Source organism: Buchnera aphidicola (Pterocallis alni), from assembly GCF_964059075.1.
Classification (GTDB): Bacteria; Pseudomonadota; Gammaproteobacteria; order Enterobacterales; family Enterobacteriaceae; genus Buchnera_L; species Buchnera_L aphidicola_AN.
On sequence record NZ_OZ060377.1, the window covers coordinates 208,760 to 231,183 of the forward strand.

17 protein-coding genes are annotated in these 22,424 nt (G+C 22.8%); 8 read left to right on the top strand and 9 right to left on the bottom strand.

Annotation, left to right across the window (positions count from 1 at the left end):
* Positions 1 to 343: 343 nt before the first annotated feature.
* The 4 genes from trpA to trpD are packed head-to-tail and all read right to left on the bottom strand — an operon-like array spanning position 344 to position 4,754.
* The gene (trpA, locus tag AB4W54_RS00945) at positions 344 to 1,150 is read right to left on the bottom strand and encodes a tryptophan synthase subunit alpha (protein WP_367674609.1); all 807 of its coding nucleotides are present in this window, start codon (positions 1,148 to 1,150) and stop codon (positions 344 to 346) included.
* On the bottom strand, positions 1,143 to 2,339 hold the full coding sequence (gene trpB, locus AB4W54_RS00950; protein WP_367674610.1) for a tryptophan synthase subunit beta: 1,197 nt from the start codon (positions 2,337 to 2,339) through the stop codon (positions 1,143 to 1,145). Before trpB ends, trpA begins: the two co-directional genes overlap by 8 nt.
* Before the next feature lie 52 nt (positions 2,340 to 2,391).
* Complete coding sequence (trpCF, locus tag AB4W54_RS00955; RefSeq protein WP_367674260.1) at positions 2,392 to 3,753, bottom strand: bifunctional indole-3-glycerol-phosphate synthase TrpC/phosphoribosylanthranilate isomerase TrpF; 1,362 nt, start codon at positions 3,751 to 3,753, stop codon at positions 2,392 to 2,394.
* Positions 3,754 to 3,755: 2 nt separating this feature from the next.
* Entirely contained in the window at positions 3,756 to 4,754 is a 999-nt protein-coding gene (gene trpD, locus AB4W54_RS00960; protein ID WP_367674622.1) for an anthranilate phosphoribosyltransferase, read from the bottom strand.
* Positions 4,755 to 5,125: 371 nt separating this feature from the next.
* Here trpD and rlmN point away from each other — a divergent pair, with 371 nt between their 5' ends.
* The 3 genes from rlmN (at position 5,126) to glyA (ending at position 8,883) form a co-directional block, all read left to right on the top strand.
* Complete coding sequence (gene rlmN / locus AB4W54_RS00965; protein ID WP_367674261.1) at positions 5,126 to 6,223, top strand: 23S rRNA (adenine(2503)-C(2))-methyltransferase RlmN; 1,098 nt, start codon at positions 5,126 to 5,128, stop codon at positions 6,221 to 6,223.
* A 90-nt stretch (positions 6,224 to 6,313) separates the two neighbouring features.
* Entirely contained in the window at positions 6,314 to 7,588 is a 1,275-nt protein-coding gene (gene hisS, locus AB4W54_RS00970) for a histidine--tRNA ligase (RefSeq protein ID WP_367674262.1), read from the top strand.
* Positions 7,589 to 7,632: 44 nt separating this feature from the next.
* Positions 7,633 to 8,883 carry a serine hydroxymethyltransferase gene (gene glyA, locus AB4W54_RS00975; protein ID WP_367674263.1) on the top strand — a complete coding sequence of 417 codons (1,251 nt, stop codon included), beginning with the start codon at positions 7,633 to 7,635 and terminating at the stop codon, positions 8,881 to 8,883.
* Between the two features lie 58 nt (positions 8,884 to 8,941).
* On the opposite strand, the gene bioD is transcribed toward glyA, so the two are convergent.
* A complete protein-coding gene (gene bioD / locus AB4W54_RS00980; protein WP_367674264.1) occupies positions 8,942 to 9,616 on the bottom strand; it encodes a dethiobiotin synthase in 675 nt (224 codons plus the stop codon).
* Between the two features lie 85 nt (positions 9,617 to 9,701).
* The gene (gene bioB / locus AB4W54_RS00985) at positions 9,702 to 10,718 is read right to left on the bottom strand and encodes a biotin synthase BioB (RefSeq protein WP_367674265.1); all 1,017 of its coding nucleotides are present in this window, start codon (positions 10,716 to 10,718) and stop codon (positions 9,702 to 9,704) included.
* A gap of 71 nt (positions 10,719 to 10,789) precedes the next feature.
* Between bioB and bioA the strand changes: the two genes are divergently transcribed.
* A complete protein-coding gene (gene bioA, locus AB4W54_RS00990) occupies positions 10,790 to 12,079 on the top strand; it encodes an adenosylmethionine--8-amino-7-oxononanoate transaminase (RefSeq protein ID WP_367674266.1) in 1,290 nt (429 codons plus the stop codon).
* 114 nt (positions 12,080 to 12,193) lie between these two features.
* On the opposite strand, the gene AB4W54_RS00995 is transcribed toward bioA, so the two are convergent.
* Complete coding sequence (locus tag AB4W54_RS00995) at positions 12,194 to 13,195, bottom strand: beta-propeller fold lactonase family protein (protein WP_367674267.1); 1,002 nt, start codon at positions 13,193 to 13,195, stop codon at positions 12,194 to 12,196.
* 40 nt (positions 13,196 to 13,235) lie between these two features.
* Positions 13,236 to 15,281 carry a DEAD/DEAH box helicase gene (locus AB4W54_RS01000; RefSeq protein ID WP_367674268.1) on the bottom strand — a complete coding sequence of 682 codons (2,046 nt, stop codon included), beginning with the start codon at positions 15,279 to 15,281 and terminating at the stop codon, positions 13,236 to 13,238.
* A 184-nt stretch (positions 15,282 to 15,465) separates the two neighbouring features.
* Between AB4W54_RS01000 and gap the strand changes: the two genes are divergently transcribed.
* Positions 15,466 to 16,464 carry a type I glyceraldehyde-3-phosphate dehydrogenase gene (gene gap / locus AB4W54_RS01005; RefSeq protein WP_367674269.1) on the top strand — a complete coding sequence of 333 codons (999 nt, stop codon included), beginning with the start codon at positions 15,466 to 15,468 and terminating at the stop codon, positions 16,462 to 16,464.
* Between the two features lie 198 nt (positions 16,465 to 16,662).
* On the opposite strand, the gene fldA is transcribed toward gap, so the two are convergent.
* Positions 16,663 to 17,202 carry a flavodoxin FldA gene (gene fldA, locus AB4W54_RS01010; protein WP_367674623.1) on the bottom strand — a complete coding sequence of 180 codons (540 nt, stop codon included), beginning with the start codon at positions 17,200 to 17,202 and terminating at the stop codon, positions 16,663 to 16,665.
* A 448-nt stretch (positions 17,203 to 17,650) separates the two neighbouring features.
* Between fldA and AB4W54_RS01015 the strand changes: the two genes are divergently transcribed.
* From AB4W54_RS01015 to sucB, 3 genes are all read left to right on the top strand, one after another.
* The gene (locus AB4W54_RS01015; protein ID WP_367674270.1) at positions 17,651 to 18,394 is read left to right on the top strand and encodes a Nif3-like dinuclear metal center hexameric protein; all 744 of its coding nucleotides are present in this window, start codon (positions 17,651 to 17,653) and stop codon (positions 18,392 to 18,394) included.
* Positions 18,395 to 18,489: 95 nt separating this feature from the next.
* Positions 18,490 to 21,204 carry a 2-oxoglutarate dehydrogenase E1 component gene (locus AB4W54_RS01020; protein ID WP_367674271.1) on the top strand — a complete coding sequence of 905 codons (2,715 nt, stop codon included), beginning with the start codon at positions 18,490 to 18,492 and terminating at the stop codon, positions 21,202 to 21,204.
* Between the two features lie 13 nt (positions 21,205 to 21,217).
* Complete coding sequence (gene sucB, locus AB4W54_RS01025; RefSeq protein ID WP_367674272.1) at positions 21,218 to 22,369, top strand: dihydrolipoyllysine-residue succinyltransferase; 1,152 nt, start codon at positions 21,218 to 21,220, stop codon at positions 22,367 to 22,369.
* Positions 22,370 to 22,424 lie beyond the last annotated feature (55 nt).

Sequence of the window (22,424 nt, forward strand, 5' to 3'; positions counted from 1 at the left end):
TATTTTATATTTGTTTTGGTAAAATAATATTTTAAAGATGTATTGCGATTTTTTAAAAGAATACCTATAGGTAACACAAAAAACAATATCAACAATATTACAATAAAAAAAATCAATATTTTAAAAAAAAATAAAATAATAAAAATGAATGTAAATATTATAAACGATTTCAAAAAAAATTGATAATGAATATAATTTTTAAAACTGATAATTTTTATTATTATCATCATTATAACAGTTAGTATAATACTCTCAAGGAAAGTAAACATAATTTTTTATAAAAATCCTAATAATTATAGTATCTTAAATATAAAGAATATATATTAACAATCATATTAATAAACTATATTTTGGTTGCCATTTTAAAAATTTTTACTAATTCTTTAATTTTTTTTAACATTATATCTTCTGTAGATTGATATTTTTGTATTACTTTGATAATAATTGAACCACATATTATTCCATTTATACCGGAAGATAATGCAAGTTTGATTTGAGATGGTTTAGAAATACCAAAACCTTGTAAAATAGGAACAGAAGTATTATTTTTTAATTCTTTAATAATATCTACATTAGGTATAAACGTTGTATTTTTTAAACCAGTTACTCCAGAACGAGTAGTTAAATAAATATATCCTGTTCCTAAATATGCTATCTTTTGTATTAATTGTTTTGAAGAGTTGGGAGGAACAATAAAAATAGAAGATATATTATAAAAGTCAGCGTGTTTTTTAAACAATAAATACTCTTCTATTGGAATATCTGGTATTAAAACAGAATCTATATTGGTTATTGCACATAATTTATAAAAATTTTTTATCCCGTAATTAAATACCATATTAGCATAAACTAATATACCTATTGGAATATGAGAATATTTAATACGTATTTTTTGAATAATTTTAAAACAACGAGATACTGTAATACCATTATTTAATGCAGCAGAATTAGATTTTTGTATAATGGAACCATCAGCTAGTGGATCAGAAAACGGTATACCTAATTCTAGTGCATTAGATCCATATAAAAGTAAATTATCAATAATTTTATAAAAAAATTGTATAGAAGGATATCCAATAGTAACGAAAGGTACAAAACAACCCTCATGTTTATACTTTAATTCTTTAAAAATAACATCATATCTATTCATGAAATATACCTTGTTGAAAAATATTTTTATGTACTGTATGAATATCTTTATCACCTCTACCAGATAAATTTACTACTATAATCTGTTTTTTGTTTGGATTTTTTTTCATTACTTTTAACGCATATGCTAGAGCATGAGCAGATTCTAAAGCTGGAATAATTCCTTCATGTTTACTTAAAGATATAAAAGCATCCATTGCTTCTTTATCAGTAATGGAACAATAATGTGCTCTTCCAATAGAATATAAATAAGCATGTTCTGGTCCAACTGATGGAAAATCCAAACCAGCAGAAATAGAATGTGAATTTTCAATTTGACCATCATCGTTTTGTAACATTAAAGATTTCATTCCAAAGTAAATTCCAGGTTTTCCATATTGTAATGGTGAACCATGTTTTTTAGTATTAATACCCATTCCACCAGGTTCAATACCAAATAGTTTTACATCTAGATTATCAATAAAATCATAAAATATACCAATCGCATTAGATCCTCCACCTACACAAGCGATCACCATGTCTGGTAATGATGATTCAGTTTTCAAAATTTGTTGTTTAGTTTCTATACCAATAATTTTTTGAAATTCTCTTACCAAAGTAGGGTAAGGATGTGGTCCAGCTGCTGTACCTAACATATAATAACTATTTTCATAATGCTCAGACCAATCACGTAGTGCTTCATTACAAGCATCTTTAAGAGTAGCAGATCCATTATCAACCGATATTATTTTAGCTCCCATTAATTGCATTCTAAAAACATTAGGAGATTGTCTTTCCATATCCTTAGAACCCATATATATTCTACATTTTAAATTTAATAATGCGCAAGCAAAAGCAGTAGCTACTCCATGTTGACCGGCACCAGTCTCTGCTAATATTAATTTTTTCTTCATTTTTTTAGCTAATAATGCTTGCGCTAATACTTGATTTGTTTTATGTGCTCCTCCATGAAGTAAATCTTCTCTTTTTAAATAAATTTTTGTTTTAGTACCATATGTAATATTTTTACATAAAGTTAAAGGAGTAGGACGACCAGCATAATTTTGCAGTAAATATAATAATTCGTTTTGAAAATTTATATCATTTTTATATTGCATAAAATAAATTTCTAATTCTTGCAAAGCTGGTACTAAAATTTGTGGAACATATATACCACCAAAATTACCAAAATATGCATTTAATAAAGTCATAACATATATTTCCAATTATTAATATTAAATTATGTAAAATCATTTATTTATACTACAAATTCTTTAATTTTTTAAATAATAACTGCATTTTTAAAAAATTTTTTATACCAGGTGTAGTTTCTATTTTAGAATTAAAATCTAAACCAAAACAATTATATTGCATGGCTTTCATACAATTTTTCACAGATAATCCTCCTGATAAAAATACATTGCTTAGATTATATCGATTTAATATTGACCAATCAAAACATTTTCCACTTCCTCCTTGATCATTATCAAATAAATAAAAATCAATATATTTACATTGTATATTTTTTTTACATTTATTCATATCTAACGCTTTATAAATTTTTATGTTTTTTGGTATAATATTTTTTATATTTATAATATATCTTATATTTTCATTTCCATGTAATTGAATAGCATATAAAGATAATATAATTATAATAAATTTAATTTTTTGTATATTTTCATTTTTAAAAACACCAATATATTTTAATTTAGATTGACAAACTATATTTTTAGCTACATGTATATTAATTTTTCTAATGGATGTTTTAACAAAAATTAAACCCCCATAAACTGCACCTAATTTTTGTATTCTTTTTGCATCTTTTACTCTAGTTAAACCACAAATTTTGTTATTCCCAAATATTATACTATTAATTTTTAGAGTAATATTACTAGATTTCATAATCGATGAACCGATTAAAAAACCATGCACTACTTTTTTTAATTTTTGTACTTGTGTATGATTATAAATTCCTGATTCACTAATAATAATTTTATTTTTGGGAATCAATGGAGCAAGTTCATAAGTTTTATTTATATTAATAGATAAATTATGTAAATTTCTATTATTAATACCAATAATTTGTGCATTTAACTTTATAGCTCTATATAATTCATTTTTATTATTAATTTCAGTAATAATACTCATATTTAAACTATGCGCAAGATTTGATAAAATTATATATTGCGAATCATTTAAAATAGAAAGCATTAATAAAATAATATCAGCTTGATAATACCGAGCTAAATAAATTTGATATGGATCTATAAAAAAATCTTTGCATAAAATGGGTTGTTTAACTAATTGATGTGCTTCTAATAAAAACTCAAATTTACCTTTAAAATATTTTTCATCTGTTAAAATAGATATTGCTGTAGCATGATTTTTATATTGTGCGCATATTTTTTTTATATCAAATGTATTATGAATCCGACCAATAGAAGGAGAATATTGTTTTGCTTCTAGTATAAAAAATGGAGTATTTTTTTTAGATATATCGTAAAAATCCCTACTAGAATGACTAATATTTTCTTGTAATTTTTTAATAGGTTGTTTGACTTTTCTATCTTTTAACCATTCAATTTTATTATATATAATTTTTTTTAATATATCATTACTCATAATTAACTCTTATTACTAATATTTTGTATGTGTTTAATTAATTCACCTCTACGGATTTTTTCAAAAACAATTTTTGTATTTTCTTTTAAATCTTCATAACCAAACAATTTTAATATAAGAGCAGTATTTACTGCAATTAAATTATAATATTCTACACTGCTGTTTCCTTTACAGATATCTTCAAAAATTTGATATTTTTTTTGAATAGTATTATACATAAAAAATTTTTTGGGTACTTTACGAACACCAAAATCTTCTGGATGTAATTTATATGAATGAATTCTTTCTTGATTAATTTCTAAAACATGTGTAACACTATGTAAAGTTACTTCATCAGTTCCGTCACTGTGAATAATCATAGCTCTTTGTACATTTAATAAGTTTAAAATATGTGCCACAGGTAATAATAAATCTTTTGAATATACACCTATTACCGATAAAGAAGGTTCTGCTGGATTTATTAAAGGACCTAAAATATTAAATATAGTACGAGTATTTAACTGTTTTCGAATTTCAGAAACATATTTAAATGCACTATGATAGTGTGGAGCAAATAAAAAACAGATATTGTTTTTTTCTAACATATTTCGGGCATCTTTTGGATGTAAATTAATAGCAATATTTAATTTTTTTAATATATCAGCAGAACCTATACTACTTGATACACCTGTATTACAATGTTTAACAATTTTTAATCCAAAAGAAGAAGCTAATAAGGCACTTAATGTAGATATATTAATAGTATTCATATAATCTCCACCAGTACCAGTAATATCGGCAAATAAATATTTTGGCCTAGGGAAAAATAAAATATTTTCTTGACATGCTTGTATAGCTCCGATAATTTCATCAATAGATTCTACTTTTAGTTTCATAGAGATTAATATAGCAGTTATTTGTGCAAGAGTTAATTTATTTTTTAAAATCAAATTAAAAATGTAATAACTTTCTTTTTGATTTAATGAATGAAAATTATATAATTTATCAAATATTTTTTTTATCATTTTCAATTCTTCATAATTAATTAATATAAAATATTAATTACATTATATATTTTACTATATAATTTAATTAATATTTCTTAAATAGAATATAGTAAATTTTCTAATTTTTCAAATATTAGAATACATATTTTTATATATCTTTAACAATATGATTTTTTAGATAAATAATTTGATTATTAAGAAATATGTAGTTCAAATAATTACATTTTTATAAATGAAATAATGTATAATAAAAAAATATATATTATCAATCTTATCTATATTTAACATAATGACTATAATTAAATATTTTTTATAATAATAATTTAATAGTATTATATTATATATCATATTAAAATATTTATAAAAATAATTATATACATAATATTATGCAAAATACACAAAATAAAAATATTAATTTAACAAAAATAAATTTATTAAATTTAAATCGTAAAAAAATGTATAATTTTTTACAAAATATTAGTGAACCCAAATTTCGAGCTCATCAAATTATGATATGGATATATCATCATTTTTGTAATAGTTTTGATAATATGACTAATATTAACAATGATTTAAAAAAAAAATTAAATAATATAAGTACAATTACCCCACCCAAATTTATAAAAGAAATTATTTCTTCAGATAATACAATTAAATGGCTTGTTTCCGTAAAGGGAGGATTAATTGAAACAATTTATATTCCAGAAAAAAAAAGAGGAACACTGTGTATTTCATCACAAGTAGGATGTATATTAAACTGTCATTTTTGTGCTACAGGATTGCAAAAATTTAAAAGAAATTTATTAGTTTCAGAAATTATTGGACAAATTTGGATAGCTATAAAAAAAATAAATAAAATGGATGATCCAAAATATCCAAAAATTACTAATATAGTTATGATGGGCATGGGGGAACCATTATTTAACTTTAATAATGTTCTTACAGCAATTAACATTATTTCTGATACTTTTGGATTTAATTTCACAAAAAAAAAAATTATTATATCAACTTCTGGTATTGTTCCAGCAATATATAAATTATCTTCTTTATTAGATGTAAAATTAGCTATTTCTTTACATGCATCAAACGATACTTTAAGAAATAAATTAATGCCAATTAACAAAAAATATAATATATCATCTTTACTTAATGCAATTAAACAATTTATAAAAACATCTAAATTAAATAAAAAAGGTATTACTATAGAATATGTTATGTTACATAATATTAATGATAGTTTATTACATGCAAAAGAATTAATACAAATATTAAAAAATATACCTATTAAAATTAATTTAATTCCGTGGAATAAAATTCCAAACAGTATATTTAAATCTAGTACAAAAGAACAAATTAATAAATTTTTGAATTTTTTAAATCAACATAATATCATGACTACAATTAGAAAACCTAGAGGAGAAGATATTCAAGCAGCATGTGGACAACTAACAGGTAACTTACCTATTTTAAAAACAAAAACATAATTGCTATTAAATAAAATAAATATTTTAAAATTATTTCATATATTCTTACATAATAATAATATTATTAATTATATTATATGAGGATACTTCATGAAATATAATATTCATTCTGTTAAAGGAATGCATGATCACCTTCCGTTAGATGCAAGATTATTAAATAAAATAGAAAATATATTTAAAAAAATCTTATTCAATTATCATTATTCAGAAATTAGACTACCTATATTAGAAAAAACAGATTTATTTCAAAAATCAATTGGTCAAATTACTGATATTATTGGGAAAGAAATGTATTCTTTTAATGATAAAAATGGTCATAGTTTAACTTTAAGACCAGAAGGTACAGCTGGTTGTGTAAGATCAGTAATACAAAATAATTTATTATATCATAACAATCCAAAATTATGGTATTCTGGTCCAATGTTTAGATATGAACGCCCCCAAACAGGTCGTTATAGACAATTTAATCAACTGGGTATAGAAACATTTGGTTTTTCAGAACCATATATAGAATTAGAATTAATTACTATTATCAATAAATTTTTTAAAAAATTACAAATTGATCCACATGTAACATTAGAAATCAATTGCATTGGTTCTATACAATCCAGAATACAATACCAAAAAAAATTAAAAAATTTTTTAAATAAAAATATACATCTATTAGATAAAAATTGTATTTACCAATTATATAATAATCCCTTGCGGATTTTAGATAGTAAAAAAAAAAATATACAAAAACTATTATTAAATGCTCCCATTTTAATTAATTATATTGATAAAAAATCAAAATTTTATTTTCATCAATTATGTTATTTAATGAATTATTTTAATATTAAATATACTATAAATTATAGATTAGTAAGAGGATTAGATTACTATAATAATACTGTATTTGAATGGAAAACAAAATCTTTAGGTACACAAAATACGATATGCGCAGGAGGAAGATATGATGCATTAGTTCAACAATTAGGGGGACCAAGTACTCCTTCTTGTGGTTTAGCAATAGGAGTAGATCGATTATTATTACTATTAAAAAAATTATCTATCTTCCAACAAAAAAAAGATAAAATAGATATTTATATATTTTTCTCATTACAATCTATACAAATGTTGGTATTTGATGTATCAGAAAAAATTAGAAATTATAAACCTAATTTAAAAATATCATTAGAATTAAAAATAAAACCGTTTAAAAAAATATTAAAAAATATTGTACAATATAAATCTAAAATAATATTATTTTTAGGGGAAAAAGAAGTTAAATCAAAAAGAATTATTATATACAATACAAAGAATCAAATATATAAAGTTGTTAAAATGAAAAATATATTTACGATAATTAATTCTATATTTTTATAATATATAAAAATAATTACAATTTATATAATTAAGTTAAAAAAAATATGAAAAATAAAAATTTTATTCAATATAATGATAAAAAAATATGGAACTATATTAAAAAAGAAACCGTTAGACAAGAAGAAAATATTCAACTCATCGCTTCTGAAAATTATGCAAGTATTGCTGTCATGCAAGCACAAGGATCACATTTAACAAATAAATATGCAGAAGGGTACCCATATAAAAGATATTATGGAGGTTGTAAATATGTTGATGAAATTGAATTAATCGCTATCAATCGAGCTAAAAAATTATTTAATGCAGATTATGCCAATGTACAACCGCATTCTGGATCACAAGCTAATTTTGCGGTTTATTTGGCTTTATTAAAACCAGGAGATTTAATTTTAGGAATGGATTTATCACATGGGGGGCATTTAACACATGGGGCAACAGTAAATTTTTCTGGAAGATTATATAAATCTATGTCTTATGGATTAGATAAAAAAGGGAAAATTGACTATCAACAATTATTAAATACTGCCAAAAAATATAAACCTAAAATGATCATAGGAGGATTTTCCTCTTTTTCAGGTATTATAGATTGGGAGAAAATGCGTCAAATAGCCAATATAGTCGGTGCATATCTAGTAATTGATATTGCTCATATTTCTGGATTAGTTGCTGCAAAACTATATCCTAATCCTATTGAATATGCTGATGTAGTAACATCTACTACACATAAAACACTAGGAGGGCCAAGAGGGGGTTTAATTTTATCAAAAAATCAAGATGATACATTTTATAAAAAATTAAATTCTTCTGTTTTCCCAGGAAGTCAAGGAGGACCATTGATGCATATTATCGCAGCTAAAGCTATTGCTTTTAAAGAAGCAATATATCCAGAATATCAAATGTATCAAAAACAGGTATTAAAAAATGCTAAAGTTATGACTCAAACTTTTATACAAGCAGGTTTTAATATTGTATCAGGAGGGACAAAAAACCATTTATTTGTAATTGATTTAGTCAATAAGAAAGTCACTGGAAAAAATATAGAAAAATCTTTAGGATTAGCTAATATTATTGTTAATAAAAATTCTATACCAAATGATTTACAAAATCCTTTTGTTACATCTGGTATTAGAATAGGAACTCCTGCTATTACTAGAAGAGGTTTCAAAGAATTAGAATGTATAACTATAACAAAATGGATAATAAACATAATTAATAATTATAAAAATATTAATCTAATATCAGATATAAAGAAAAAAGTATTAAAATTGTGTAAAAATTATCCAGTATACAAATAAATAATTATAATATAGTTATGAATATACATAACTATATTAAATATTTTACTCAATTAATTTAATAAGGTAGTTTTATTTTTATATTTGTATTTTTTGTAATATATTTTTTTCCTAAAAACGGTATTGTTCCTAAAAAAGGTGCTTTAATAAATTTTTTTATAGTATCAAGATATTCTATAAAATATTCTGTATTATTAGATAAACAATTAGCAAACCACCCTGAAAATTTTAATTTTTCTTTGATAATTAATTGGTAGGTTAAAATAGCATGATTAATACATCCTAATTTTATTCCAACAACTAATATAACAGGTAAATTTTCTTTTTTAATCCAATTTGATAATGTTAAATATTTACAAATAGGTGTATAAAAACCCCCAATTCCTTCTATCACAATCCAATTAGATTTTTGTTGAATTATACTTAATCTATGAGATAAAGTTGTCAAATTTATCAATTGATTTGCTTGTTTCATTAAAATACTAGGAGGCCCAGTATGATATAAAGAGAATGGATTGATAGTATTATATGCAAATTTTTCTGTACTATGATTTTTTAATAGTAAAACATCATTATTACAATATCCCGTATTAGTTTTAATACAACCACTAGAAATAGGTTTATACCCTGCTGTACAAAAACCCATTTTTTTTGCTTTATTTAATAATAAAATAGATACAGTTGTTTTACCAATATTTGTATCCGTTCCAGTAATAAACCATTTTTTTATCATATGTATATATATTTTATCTAAATAAAAATTTACACTACCTACTAATAATAGGTAGCACATTGCTGATCATAAAATATATTTTATATTAATTTATAGCAGCATTATAATAGTTGATATTATTATTGATATTGAATTTTTTTTTATGATTAACATAATTTAAAAATGCATTTTTAGAATATATACCCAATTTTTTAAATAATTTTTTATCCTTTTTTTGTGAAGAATTAGTTGTAGTTAATAATTTACAACCATAAAAAATAGAATTTGCTCCAGCAAGAAAACACATTGCTTGCATAGTTTCATACATATGTTCTCGACCAGCAGAAAGACGTATATAAGATTTAGGCATCATAATTCTAGTAATAGCAATAGTTTTAATAAAATCAAAATCATGTATTTTAGTATTGTTCTCCATAGGTGTTCCTGGTATTTTAACTAACATATTAATAGGAACACTATCAGGTATTTTTTTTAAATTAGATAATTCTAACAGTAATTTCGCTCTATCTGTTGTATTTTCTCCCAACCCTAATATCCCTCCAGAACACACTTTAATTCCAGATTGACTGACAATTTCTAGTGTATGTAATCTTTCTTCGTATGTTCTAGTAGTAATAATTTTTTTATACATTTCTGGAGAAGTATCTAAATTATGATTATAAAAATCTAATCCAGCATCAAATAATTGTTTTGCTTGTTCTATATTAATTGAACCTAAAGTCATACATGTTTCCATACCCATATTTTTAATTTTTTTAATTATTTTAATTAAATAAGGCATATCTTTTGCTTTAGGGTTTCTCCAAGCAGCTCCCATACAAAATCTATTTGATCCTGCATTTTTAGCATGTTGTGCTTTTGCAATCACTTTTTTAATATTTAATAATTTTTCTGATTTTAAATCAGTTTTATATCTTGAACTTTGTGCACAATATTGACAATCTTCTGGGCATAAACCTGTTTTAATTGATAATAAAGTACTAATTTGCATTTCACTGGGATTAAAATATTTCCTATGAATGTTTTGTGCAGTATATATTAAATCAATTAATGGTTTCTTAAATAATAAATTTACTTCTTCTAGTTTCCATTTTCTTTTCATGGTATATCCTATTTATTATTTTATCTTAAAACAGTTTATACTAAAAATATTTTAAACGTTAATACAAAACAATGAAAAAAAATAATTTTATCTTTGATTTACAACATATCTGGCATCCTTATGAATCTATGATTAAACCATTACCATGTTATATGGTTACTGAAGCTTCTGGAATACACTTAAAATTACAAAGTGGAATAAAAATAATTGATGGCATGTCTTCTTGGTGGTCAAATATACATGGTTATAATAATATAGAATTAAATAATGCAATGAAAAAACAAATTAATAAGATGTCTCATATAATGTTTGGAGGTATAACTCATAACCCTGCTATCAAATTGTGTAAAAAATTAATCAATATTTTACCAAAAAAGTTAGAGTGTATTTTTTTATGTGATTCAGGTTCTGTTTCAATAGAAGTAGCTATGAAAATGGCAATACAATATTGGAATATTTCAAAAAATCCAAAGAAAAAATTTTTAACAATTCATAACGGATACCATGGAGATACATTTTTAGCAATGTCAATATGTGATCCAATTAATTCTATGCATAGTATATATGAACATATTTTACCAAAACAATTATTTGCTAAACAACCAAAGATATCATATCATGAAAAATGGAATAATTATGATATCCATTCTTTTATTAAATTAATAGTAAAATTTAAGTCACAAATTGCAGCAGTAGTTATAGAACCTATCGTACAAGGTATAGGTGGTATGAAATTTTATCACCCAGAATATCTTAGACAAGTTCGATTGTTATGTAATATACATCATATTCCGCTCATTATAGATGAAATAGCAACTGGTTTTGGAAGAACAGGAAAAATGTTTGCCTATCAACATGCAAATATTGTACCAGATATATTATGTTTAGGAAAAGCATTAACAGGAGGTATGATGACTTTATCGGCTACTGTCACTAGTAAAAAAATTGCTAGTGTAATTAGTAATAGCAAACCATATAGATTAATGCATGGACCAACATTTATGGGTAATCCCCTTGCATGTATCGCAGCAAGTAAAAATATTTCTATATTGAGTAATAATAATTGGAAAAAAAAAGTTAAAAAAATTGAAAAGTATCTAAAAAAAAAACTACTTATATTATCTAATCATCCTCGTATTGTAGAAATACGTATTTTAGGATCCATTGCAGTTATTGAATGTTATAATTTTATTAATATTAAATTAATGCAAAATTTTTTCGTTAATCATGGTGTATGGATTCGTCCTTTTAAAAAGATAATATATTTAACGCCCCCTTATATTATTAAATATTTTCATTTAAAAAAAATAATTATTGCCATAACACATGCTATAAAAAATAATTTATTATTTTTAATATAAACTATTACATTAAATAATTTTTAAAATATTACATAATATAAAATATTATTACTATATTTAAACATATAATATAGTAATAAAAATTTTTTCTGTATAAGTACTTATATTAATATACTATAATGTATTTATTGAAATCCATGTAGGTTGTTTACCAACTTTATATTCAAATAATTGATTTAATGAACCATTATGCTTTACAATATTATATAATATAATAGTATTAGATTTTTGACCTGCACAAATTAAATATTTATCATTTTTGTCAATACAAAATGATTTAGGCTCTGCACATGTATGAAACTGATCAATCAATTCTAATTTATTATTAAAAATATGAAATCCAGTAATCGTATTGTGTAGTCTATCTGAGGCATACAAATATTTTCCACAAGAAGTAATATGAATATCTGCAGACCAAGCTTGTTGACTTACATTTTGTTTTTTAAATAAACTAATATTTTGTATGTTAATAATACACATATTTTGTTTATCTATTTTCCATACATCAATACTACCATTTAATTCATTCACACTATATAAATATTTTTTATTACTATGAATAGCCATGTGTCTTGGACCAGAATTATCTTTACATTGCACGTATTCAAGTAATTTTAATGTTATATTTTTTTTTTTAATATTATGTATATAATATAAATAAATACGATTAGATAATAAAGATGGAACATAAATACATTTATTAAAATCATTAATATTAACAGAATGACAACCTTGAATATTATTAATAATTTGTATCAGTTTATTAGGAAGATGATATTTATTAATCTGACTCATACTCATACAACCAGCATGATAGTAACCACAAAATAAAAATTTTTCTTCATCATCGCAAGATAAGTAATTAGGGCTATAAGGAATAGTTGAAGATCCAATTTGTTTTAATGTTCCATCGATTAATATATCATACACTAAAATTTTATAATTTGGTCTCACCCCAATGTATATTTTTTTTTTTTTTTTAAGTATAACTAATGGTTGTCCTTCTTGGAAGTTAGTATTTATAATTTGCTTTAAATACATTGTTCCATTTTGTAATAATTCCCATACTTCAATAGATTGATTTTTTGCAGTAACTATATACACTATTTGTTTCATATATAACCTAATAATATTTGAATAAATATAAATATATATTTTATTTTATTTGATGTTTTATTTTTTTTAAAAATTGCCATAACCATGTAATTCTTTCTATTTCATTAGAAATCACTTTAATAAAATAAAAAGAAAATACATCTTTTATTTTCCACTCCTGTACTTCAGATTCAAATATTTTTAGTAAAATATTAGAATTAATTACACTACTAGTTTCATTAAATGCAATAATTCCATCATGGTTATTGAATTCAACACTTTTAATTCCAAGATCGTTACATAATATCCTAATATTTGATATAATAAATAAATTTTCAGTTTCTTGAGGTAAAACACCAAAATTATCTATTAAATAAATTTTTAATTTTAGTAAATCATTTTTTTTATTTGATTCAAAAAATTTTTTATAAACATACAATCTAATATCCATATTAGAAATATAAGATTCTGGTAAAATATTTGGAATAAATAATCTAACCTTAGGTTGGATATTTTTTAAAAGAGTAAGTGATAAAGAGGTATTTTGTTTAATTAAGAAAATAGTTTGTTGTAGTAATTCAACATATAAAGAAATTTCAATATTTTTACCATGCCCGCTTTGATTATATCCTAGTAATTCCCCCATACCCCTAATTTGTAAATCATGCATAGATAAATCAAAACCAGCACCGAAATTTTTAATTGATTCAATTGCTAATAATCTTTTTTTTCCATTAGAAGATATTTTTTTTATATCAGATATAAGTAACCAAGCATAAGCTTGAATATTAGATCTACCGACTCTACCTTTCATTTGATATAGTTGTGCTAAACCAAAAGAATCAGCATCTTCTATGATAATAGAATTTACAGTAGGTATATCAATTCCTGTTTCAATAATAGTTGTACATATTAAAACATCAAATTTTTTTTCTTGAAAATGATACATAATTTTTTTTAATCTTGTGCTTTGAATTTTACCATGCCCGATTTTAAATGTTGCTTCTGGAATTAAATTCTGTAAAATAATTAACTTTTCTTTCAAATTTGTAATCTTATTACATATATAATATACTTGTCCTTTTCTTTTAATTTCATTAACAATAATTTCCCGAATTAATTTTGTATTATATTTTTTAATAGCAATTTTTACAGGTAATCTGTTAACTGGTGGAGTAGCTAAAATAGACAAATTTCTAATACCATGCATAGCCATATGAAGTGTTCTAGGTATTGGAGTAGCAGTTAAAGTTAAGATATCAATATTAGGAAATTGTTTTTTTATTTTTTCTTTTTGAGAAACCCCAAATCTATGTTCTTCATCAATAATTAACAAACCTAAATCATACCATAATACATTATTAAATAAAATTTTATGTGTTGCAATTAAGATATTGGTATTACCTAATTTAATGTTTTCTATACAAGATATTTGGTCACATTTTGATTGAAATCTTGATAAAATATCTACTTGCACAGGCCAATTTTTATAACGCTTTTGAAAAGTTTTATAATGTTGATGTGCTAATAATGTCGTAGGAACTAAAATAATTACTTGTTTTTTATTACTTACAGCTACAAAAGAAGCTCTAATTGCTATTTCAGTTTTACCAAATCCTACATCTCCACACACTAATCTATCCATTGGAATAGATTTATTCATATCTTGTAAAACTTCATACATAGTTTTTTTTTGATCACAAGTCATTTCATAAGGAAAACTTTGACAAAATAATTGATATTTTTCTACATCTTGTTTAAAAGCAAAACCAGGCTGTGAAGTGCGATAGGCATGATTATCTAACAAATTTAATGCTATATCTTGTATATTTTTAAAAATTTTGTTTCTTTCATTAATCCATTTTTTATTACCTAATTTATGCAATGATATTTTTTTATTATCTGTATTAAAAATATATTTCTTAATTAAATATACATGATGGATAGGAACATATAATTTGACATTATCAGCATACAATATAGTGAAATATTCAGCCTGAATATTATTATCTTCTATTACAGTTAAACCTTTATATTGTCCAAGACCATGTTTTAAATGAATAACGAATGAATTTATAGGAAACATATCAAAATTATTTAGTATCATAAATTCCAATATTACATTTTTAAATTAAATTAATTTATTATAAGAATATAAGTAAAAATTTTTTATAAAAAATTCATTGAATAAAATATTTACAAAAAAATATAATTTACTTATAATGAATAAAAATATTTTGCGATATTTTATGATATCCAATTCAATAAATAATACTTAATATGGTATATATATGGTAATTAGAATAGGAATAAATGGTTTTGGAAGAATTGGCAGAATAGTATTTAGAATGGCTCAAAGAAGAGATAATATACAAATAGTAGGAATTAATGATTTATTAGATATTAATTATATAGCTTATATGTTAAAGTTTGATTCTACACATGGTACCTTCAAGGAATCGATTCAAGTAAAAAAAAATAGTATTATCATTAATAATAAAAAAATAAAAATTTTTTCTGAAAAAAATCCAGAAAAAATAATGTGGAATAAATTAAATACAGACATTGTAATAGAATCAACTGGAATATTTTTAACTACTGAATCTGCTAACAAACATATTATCGCTGGAGCAAAAAAGGTAATTATCACAGCACCTCCGAAAGATAATACCCCTATGTTTGTTAATGGTGTTAATTTTCACAAATATAGTGGACAAAATATAGTATCTAATGCATCATGTACGACTAATTGTTTAGCTCCATTAGCTAAAATAATACATAATCATTTTGGAATACAAGAAGGTTTAATGACCACAGTACATGCTACTACCGCTACTCAAAAAACAGTTGATTCACCTTCTCAAAAAGATTGGAGAGGAGGAAGAGGGGCTTTACAAAATATTATTCCATCTTCTACAGGGGCAGCAATAGCTGTAGGTAAAGTATTACCTGCACTGGCTGGAAAATTAACAGGGATAGCATTTAGAGTACCAACTCCAAACGTTTCTGTAGTAGATTTAACAGTAAAATTGATAAAAAAAACTAATTATAAAAATATTTGTAACATGATTCAATATTCTTCTTTAAGAGATATGCAGAATATTATAGGATATACGGAAGAAGATGTTGTTTCTACTGATTTCAATGGATCTAAACTAACATGTATTTTTGATTCTAAAGCAGGATTATCGTTAAATGATAATTTCGTAAAACTAATAGCTTGGTATGATAATGAAACCGGTTATTCCAATAAAGTATTAGATTTAGCTACTCTTATATACTCATATTAATTATTAATTAAAAATAACAGCATATGTAATTTATTAAAAATTATTACATGCTGTTATCATTCAATGTATTTATAAATTATTTTAATTACTTTTTTAATATATAATATATATAATACATAATTATAATCATACAAAAAAATCATTCAGTAAATAAAAAAATCAAAGTATATTATTATTACAATAATAGATATATCTATTCTATAAATTAATATTATATACTTTATTCATACTGTGTAACTCTATAAAAACATTTTTTAACCATGTGTTAATTCTTTCATCACTAAGTGATTGTTGTCTATCTTCATCAATAGCTAAACCGACAAAATAATCTTTATCTAATAAAGCTTTAGAAGATTCAAAGTTATACCCCTCTGTTGACCATTTCCCAATTACAACTCCATTTTTTTGTTTTATAATATTATATATAATTCCCATTCCATCACAAAAATATTCACTATAATCCTCTTGATCCCCACAACCAAATAAAGCTATTATTTTATTTTGAAAATTTATTTTTTTTAATGTAGGTAAAAATTCATCCCAATCACATTGCACTTCACCGTAATACCAAGTTGGTATACCAAACATTAAGACATCAAATTTATTTATATCTTTTGGTTTGACATTAGAAATATCATATAATTCAGATGTATTTGCACCAATTTTATTATAAATAATTTTAGCAATTTTTTCTGTATTACCAGTATCACTTCCAAAAAAAATACCTATTTTATTCATCTTTCTTCCTCTATTTTGTATAAAATATTTCAGTAACATTAAATAATCATAAAAATAAGTTATATCATAATTATAATCAATTTATATAATAAAAATATAATATATTAAAATATACATTCATTATATATAAAATAATTTAATATAAATGCATATATTGATATTAAAATACTGTCAATTATAAAGAATCATTATATTCAATTAATAAAAAATATATTTCATATTTTCATTCTTTATGTAAAAATAAAATAATATCTATTATTATATTTGTTTATATTAATAATCAAATATATATAATAAAAAAATATATGTATATAAAATTAAATAATATCAATGTATATATTATAAATAAATACATTTTATACAATAAAAAATATATTTATTATGTAATAAATATTATATATATCTATAAAATATATTATTATATAAATAAATATGTATCAGGTTATTAATGAATAACTATCAACTAGAACACATAATTAATAATAAACTTAAATCAAAATATATTAAAGATATTATTCCGAATGGAATGCAAATAGAAGGTTCAAGTAATATAACAAAAATTATTACTGGAGTTAGTATATGCCAAAAACTAATAGATATATCAATTTTTCATCAAGCACAAGCAATTATTGTACATCACGGTTTTTTTTGGATGAATGAACAACAAAATATTATACAAAATAAAAGAAAAAGATTAAAATCTATATTATATAATAATATCAATGTATACAATTGGCATCTCCCTTTAGATATACATCCTCAATTAGGTAATAATGCACAAATAGCAAAAAAATTAAATATTAAAATTTTAGGCCATGATTCAAGTATAGTAAGTTGGGGTAAGTTAAAAAAACCTAAAACAGTGAAAAAATTTTTTAATAAAATTGAATTAATATTTAATAGAAAACCTGTATGTTTTCAGCATAGTAAAAACAATATTATTAAAAATATTGCCTGGTGTAGCGGAAAAGGACAAAAATTTATTAATATAGCTCACAAATTAAAAATGGATGCTTTTTTAACCGGGGAAATATCAGAAGAAGTCATGCATTATGCATATGAAAATCATATTCATTTTTTTTCCATAGGACATTATGTGAGTGAAAAATTTGGTATACAAGCCTTAGGTGAATGGATCGAAAAAAAATTAAACATTAACACAAAATTTATTGATATTCATAATCCAATATAATATCAAACAATATAGTATTATATGTGAGCATAAAAATATCATTAATAATAAAATAAATATTTAATAAATATATTATAAGTAATATAAAGGTACATATGAAAAAAAAAGATATTTTTTATAGTAAAAAAAATCATATAAACCATTTAAATCAATTGTATATTGATGAAATATATACAGATTTTTTAAAAAATCCTCAAGGGGTTTCAATATATTGGAGAAATTTTTTTCAAAAAAATAAAAAATATTTTGTTCAAAAAAAAAAATTAATACATTTAAGACATTCTCATAAAAAATTAAAAAATTGTGACTTTACAATATATAAAATTATCCAATTATTCAGAACGCATGGACATAAATATGCTACTCTAAATCCATTACAAGTACATCATAGTAATAGTTCAATTTACCCATTTTTATCATTTAAATATATTATAAATACAATCAATAACACTAAAAAAAAAAATAATACGAAAATACCAAACAAATATAAAAAAATAAAAAAAATTTATAAAAAGTTTACAGATATATATTGTAAATCTATTGGTATAGAATATATGTATATTGATTGTATTAAGGAAAGAAAATGGATACAAAAATACGTCGAGAATCAATTTACAGATTTTGTATTATCTAAAAAAAAAAAAATACATTTACTTAACTCTTTAGTACACGTAGAAATATTTGAAAAATATTTGAATACAACTTTTCCTGGATCAAAACGTTTTTCATTAGAAGGTTGTGAAATATTAATCACAACTTTACAAAATATTATATACTATGCAAGTAAGAAATTGTTATCAAAAATTATTATAGGAATGTCTCACAGGGGTCGATTAAATGTTTTAACGAATGTATTAAATAAAAAGATTAGTACATTGTGTAATGAATTCTCTGATAAATATGTCATTTTACATAAAAGCGGAGATGCAAAATATCACATAGGTCGTAAAAAACACATTCAAATAAAAAAAAACATCATCACAATTGATTTAAAGTATAACCCATCACATTTAGAAATTATTAATCCTGTTGTAATGGGATCTGCAAAAGCTTGTATAGAAAAATATCAACATAATACAAATAAAATTTTACCTATTAACATTCATGGAGATGCAGCAATTATTGGACAAGGTGTTAATCAAGAATTAATCAACATGTCACAAACAAATCATTATCATGTGGGAGGAACAATACATATTATTATCAACAATCAAATTGGATTTACTACATCAAATAAAAAAGATAGTAGATCTAGTAATTATTGTTCAGATATTGCAAAAATTACACAATCTCCAGTGTTTCATGTAAATGTAGATCATCCAGAGTCAGTAATTTTTATTATTAAAATGGCATTTAATTATAGACATATATTTAAAAAAGATATTTTTATAAATTTAGTAGGCTATCGTAGAAGAGGACATAATGAATCTGATGATCCAAGTGTTACTCAACCTATTATGTATAAAAAAATCAAAAAACATCCCACCATTTGTGAAATATATTATCAATATTTAAAAAAAAAAAATATAATCAGTGTAAAACCTTTATATCACATTCATGAAAAATTTAAACAAGAAATCAATATATTAAAAAAAAATCCTCATTATACATGTCACATAAAAAAAAAAAATCATATACATAAAAAAAAAAAAAATAAAACAATTAATTTAAAAAAAATAGCCATTCAAATAAATTCTATACCTAAAAATATTTATATACATAATCGGGTTTTAAAAATATATACTGAAAGATATCATGCAATAATGTGTAATAAATTAATTGACTGGGGGCATGCTGAAAATTTAGCATACGCATATATACTTTCGCAAGGTATATCCTGTAGATTATCTGGTGAAGATGTAAGTCGTGGTACTTTTTTTCATAGACATTCTGTAATATTTGACCAAAATAATGGTATGAAATATATACCACTGAATAATATCAAAGGGATAAAAAAAAAATTTTATGTTTGCGATTCTGTATTATCAGAAGAAGCAGTATTGGCTTTTGAATATGGCTATTCAATTGATGCAAGTAATTCTATCAATATTTGGGAAGCACAATTTGGAGATTTCATGAATGGAGCACAAATTGTTATTGATCAATTTATTAGTTCAGGAGAACAAAAATGGGGTATAAAATCAAAACTGATTATGCTTTTACCGCATGGATATGAAGGACAAGGTCCAGAACATTCATCTGCTAGAATAGAAAGATTCCTACAGTTATGTGCTCAAAACAATATGAAAATCTGTGTGCCTTCAACTTCTTCTCAAATATATCATCTTTTATGTAATCAAGCAATGGAAAAAATTTATACACCATTGATCATATTTACCCCTAAATCATTATTAAGAAATCCTCAATCTCATGTATATTTTCAACAAATACAAAAAAATAATTTTCAAACTGTAATACATAATTTACATTCAATCAAAATTCATAATATAAAAAATATAATTTTTTGTTCAGGAAAAATATATTATGAATTATTCAATTTTAAAACAAAATATAAAAAAAACAATACTCTTCTTATTCGTATTGAACAATTATATCCTTTCCCAAAAAAAGATATATTAAATTTATTATATCAATATATTCAAGTACAAAATATCATTTGGTGTCAAGAAGAACCAAAAAATCAAGGTGCATGGCATTATATAAGTAATAAGTTAAAAAACAATATACCACCAAATATTACTTTTAATTATGTTGGTAGACCAAAATCATCTTCTCCAGCAGTAGGTTCTTTTTACATGCATCAAAAACAACAAAAAAAAATTATTAATACAGCTTTTAATATAAATTAAAGAGATACTTTATATGAATCAAATTAATATTTTAATACCAGAATTACCGGAATCGATTCATCAAGCTACTATTATTAATTGGCATAAACAAGTAGGAGAAATAATTACACAGGATGAAATATTATTAGATATCGAAACAGAAAAAGTAGTTTTAGAAATACCTGCATCTATTAATGGAGTATTAAAAGAAATATTATATCCAGTAGGGTCGATTGTCACTGGTAAACAAATTGTTGGTTACATACAAAAAACAAAACACATAGTTCAAAATAAAATTTATCCAAAAATTATCCCAAGTAATAATATAAAAAAAAATAATTACATCAATAATAATAATGAAAAATATACTTTTAGCCCATCTGCTCGAAGAATGTATTCTAACAAAGATACAGATTTTTTAACAGATACAAATAATATAATAGATAATATCTCTAATAATTGTAATGATAATCATAAAAAAAAAAAAGAAAACATAATAAAAGTTCCAATGTCACATATACGTAAAAAAATAGCAGAAAAATTATTAAACACACGAAATAAAACTGCCATGTTAACAACATTTAATGAAGTTAATATGCAATCTATTATTCATATAAAAAATAAATATAGTCAAATATTTCAAGAAATACACCATATTAAATTAGGATTTATGTCTTTTATTATCAAAGCAGTATTAGAATCTTTGAAAATTTTTCCAATTCTACACGCACAAATTGATAAAGATAACATCATATATAATAAATCTTTTGATATTAATATAGCTGTTTCTACTAAAAAAGGATTAATTACCCCAGTAATTAAAAAAGTAGATAAGATGTCTATGGCGGATATAGAAAAAAAAATTAAATATTTTATAGAAAAAGGAAATGAAGGTAAATTAGAATTATCAGATTTAGTAGGAGGAAACTTTACGATTACTAATGGAGGGGTATTTGGTTCATTATTATCTACACCGATGATAAATTTTCCTCAATCTGCAATATTAGGAATGCATGCTATAAAAGATAGAGTAATAGCAATAGAAAAAAAAATTAAAATTGTTCCCATGATGTATTTGGCTTTATCTTATGATCACAGATTAATTGATGGGAAAGAAGCTATTGGATTTTTAAATAAAATAAAAAATATATTAGAAGATTTTTCTAGAATTTTATTAAATATTTAATATATATATACATTAAACAATATTTATAATAAAATATAATATTATAATTAATAAT